Annotated in this window: 2 protein-coding genes; both read right to left on the bottom strand. The window is 71.3% G+C overall.

Annotation, left to right across the window (positions count from 1 at the left end):
* Positions 1-212 precede the first annotated feature (212 nt).
* The gene (locus FJ251_14295) at positions 213-2,837 is read right to left on the bottom strand and encodes a PP2C family protein-serine/threonine phosphatase (protein ID MBM4118875.1); all 2,625 of its coding nucleotides are present in this window, start codon (positions 2,835-2,837) and stop codon (positions 213-215) included.
* A gap of 201 nt (positions 2,838-3,038) precedes the next feature.
* Positions 3,039-3,868, bottom strand: an 830-nt coding sequence (locus FJ251_14300; GenBank protein ID MBM4118876.1) for an SAM-dependent DNA methyltransferase, incomplete at its 5' end; no start/stop codon positions are given.

Consider the following 3,868-nt stretch of genomic DNA (forward strand, 5'->3'; position numbering starts at 1 on the left):
GCGGCTCGCCGGATTCCGGGTCGATATAGAACCTCACCTTCACCCTGCAATCTCTCTCCTGCGCTCGGCCCAGCTCAATATGGGCATGACTGCGCACCTCGCTGGCTGGCTGTTCTGATTATGCGGCACTGGTAGTCGACATAGCAAGGCCCGCGGGGCCCGCGAGGGGGGGGGCGGCGTAGGGGCCGCCGCGTCGCGAGTGTGCGCGTGGCCTAGCGGCTGCGCCGCAGGCAGATCAGCGAGATGTCATCGGACTGGGCCTCGGCGCCGGCGAACTCGGCGATGTCAGACAAGATGCCGCCCACCAACTCGGCGCTGCTGCGCGCCGGCCGGCCGAGGCGTTCGATCAGGCGGGGCTCGCCGAACTGATCGCCACCGGGGCCGATGGCCTCCGTCACGCCGTCGCTGTAGATCAGCAGGGTCGACGCGGGCGGCAGCACGAGCTCGGCCATCGTGAATTCGAGCCTGGGCAAGAGACCCAGGATGCTGCCCCCCTCGGCGAGCGGCACGGGCGCCGCGCCGCCCGCGGGCAGCAGCAGGGGCGGGTTGTGGCCGCAGTTGACGTACTGGAGCCGCCCGCTCTCCGGCTCGAGCAGCCCGACGAAGAGCGTGATGAAGGTGCTCGGCCCCGTGAATTCGCGCAGATGCTGATTCAGCGTCTGGGCCAGCGCGGGCAGCTCGCTGCCGCCGCGCTGGAGCCGGTCGCGGATCAGGGCCTGGACGCTGGACATCACCAGCGCCGGTCCGACGCCCTTGCCCGCGACGTCCCCGAGCGCAATCGCCAGGCGCTGGTCGCAGCTCGGGAAGATGTCGTAGTAGTCGCCGCCCACCGCCTGCGCGGGCTGGCAGAGGGCGGCGAGGTCCCAGCCGGGCAAGGCCGGCAAGCGCGTCGGGAAGAGGCGCTGCTGCACCTGGCGCGCGATCTCGAGCTCGCGCGCGTGACGCGCCTCGCGCCGCGCGACTTCGAGCAGGGCGAGGTTCTCGAGCGCGAGGCCGAGCTGGCCGGCCACCGTGCCGAGCAGCGTGCGGTCCTCCCGGCCGAAAGGTTCGCCCGATCGCTTCGCGGCGAGGGCCAGGCAACCGGCCAGCCCCTCCGTGCCGGGAATCGCGACGAGCAGCTCGTAGCCCGTGTCCTCGCCGGCGGGTGCGGGGTGTATGCCGGCGTGAAGATCGACGAGGGGCTGCTCGCGGCTGAGCGCTCCGAGCGCCGCGGGCGGCGGCGCCGGCACCGGCGCCTCGCCCGCGCCGGGCGCGGGATACGCGGCGAGCAATTGCCAGCGCGCGGTGGCGTCCGCCGACTCCAGCCCGAAGCAGCGGATGGACTCCACCTGCATGGCCCGCCCGATCACCGCCGTGGCCTCCTCGACGATGTGGCCCTTGCGCGCCATCGCGCCGAAGCGCTGGCCGAGGCCGAGCAGCAGGCGCCGCGCGTCGTAGCGCTCGCGGAAGAAGCGCCGGTCGATGCGCCGCATCAACGGGCGGTTCAGGCGCCCGATGGCGGCGACCGCGGCCAGCGTGATCAGCGCCGCGGCGGCGGTGCCGCCCGCGCGTCCCGCTTCCATGCGCAGCAGGTTGTCCAGGATCAGGAAGACGAGGATCCCCTCGGCCACCAGCACCCCGCGCGAGAGCAGCATGTACTGGAGGCCGCGGCGCAGGATCAGGCGAATGCCGAAGACGCGGCGCGCGAGCACGGCGTAGGCGAAGGCGGCTGGCAGCAGCGAGAAGAGCAGAATGGGTGCGAGCCAGTTCAGGATCCAGAGCAGCGAGAGCCCGCCCGCCTCGGTGGTCAGCCCGCGGTGCCATGCGGATTTCCAGACCAGCACCGACCAGAGCGCGCCGGCGCAGGCGGCGAGGATGCCGACCTCGATGAGCCCGCGCCGCCGATGCGCGCCCGCGGTGGCGCTCCCGCGCTGCGACCAGAGCAGGAGGATGGCGAGCGCGACGAGCAGGACGATGGACAGCTCCCAGTGGGCCAGGCGGTCGAGGAGGAGTCCGAGGGCGCCGAGCGGGGGGGCGGCACCGCCGAGGACGAGGCTGTCGCGCAGGCCGTCGAGCGCGAGCAGCGCGAAGGGCAGGGTGAGCAGCCAGCGCCAGGGCGCGAGGCGCTGGGCAATGCGCGACTCGCTGGGGAAGCGGGAGAGCATCGCAAGGCTGAAGTGGGCGAGTGGGTAGAGGGCGAGGCGCGCGAGGGCGAGCTGCGCGAGCAGCAGCCAGATGGGGAGGAGGCCGAGCAGCGGTGTGCGCTCGAGGAACAGGGAGAGGCTCTGGCCGAGCGCGAGGAGGCAGAGCGCCACGGCCCAGGCCGCGGGGTCGAGCGGCCGGAGCAGGCCGACCAACGCCCCGATGAGCAAGAGGAGCAAGGGTGGCAAGAGCAGTGGGGCGTAGATCAACCAGAGGCGGAGTGGGCGGGGATGCGCTTCGGCGCTGGCGGCGTCGAAGCGGATCTCGCCGCTGAGTGCCCGGCCCTGGCGCTCCCAGACGAGAGCGAACCGCGTGCGCGGAGTTGCCTCGCGCAGCGCCTTGAACCAGGCGTCCGGCTGCGCGGCGATCAGCGTTCCCTGCCACTCGGTGATGAGATCGCCGCCGGCGATCCCCGCCGCGGCCGCCGGGGAACCGGGCCGCACCGCGAGCACGCGGTAGCCGCCGTCGCGGCTGAGCGCCGGCAGATCGCGCAGGTGCCCGGGGCTCCCCGTGAGGCCGCTCTCTGCAAGCGGCGCGCGGCTCAGCGCGGCGAGCGCATGGAGGCCGAGGACGATCTGCGCGAGCAAGCCAAGGCTCAGCACGAGCAGCAGGGCGCGCCGCGCGAGGGTCGATCCGGATTGCCTGGCTGCGGACATTGGTGACCGCCGGCCGGGGGACGGGCGAACGGGCGAAGCCTAGCGGCAATGCTCGCAGGGGAATAGCAGTTTGGCGCCAGGAATTGCGCGGGGGCGATCAGCTGCGGCGCGAAACACCGCCAGGTGTATCGCCTTTTTGAGCGCCCTCTGAAGGTTGGCCCGCCCGAAAGCGATAGTCACGCCACTCCCGTGCGCTGCGGATCATTCCTCTGCCTCGCGACCATCGACCCGCTGCTCGAGATCTCCGAGCACGTCCTCGATCTGGGCCAGCGCCGAGCGCAAGTCGTCGGCGATCTCCTGCGCGAGAAGGTGCGGCTCGGGAAGGCTGGCGGAGTCCTCGAGGCTCTCGTCGCGGAGCCAGAAGACGTCGAGGCTGACCTTGTCGCGGGCAAGGATCTCGTCGTAGGTGAAAGGCCGCCAGCGCCCGTCCGGAGTCTCTTCACTCCACGTCGCCGTGCGACGATTTCGGTCGTCGGGGCGGTAGCACTCGACGAACTCGTCGAGGTCGGCGCGGGTCATGCGCTTCGTCTTGAGCGTGAAGTGCTTGTTCGTGCGGAGGTCGTAGACCCAGACGGTCTTCGTCCAGGGATCCTTCGCCCCAGGCTTGCGGTCGAAGAAGAGCACGTTGGCCTTCACGCCTTGGGCGTAGAAGATGCCGGTGGGAAGGCGCAGCAGGGTGTGTACCTCGCATTCGCGCAGCAGGCTCTTCCGCACGGTCTCGCCTGCCCCGCCCTCGAAGAGGACGTTGTCGGGCACGACGACGGCGGCGCGGCCGTGCACCCTGAGCAGCGACTTCACGTGCTGCACGAAGTTGAGCTGCTTGTTCGAGGTCGTCGACCAGAAGTCCGGGCGGCTGTAGGTGAGCGTATGCCGGTCGGTGTCGCCCTCATCGTTCACGATCGTGATCGAGGACTTCTTGCCGAAGGGTGGATTAGTCACAACCACGTCGGCGTGGGACGAGGGCTCGTCGCGCAGCGCGTCGTCGGTCCGGATCGGCGGCTCGTGGTCGTCCGTGCCGTCGGGGCCGATGC

Source organism: bacterium, assembly GCA_016873475.1.
GTDB lineage: Bacteria > Krumholzibacteriota > Krumholzibacteriia > JACNKJ01 > JACNKJ01 > VGXI01.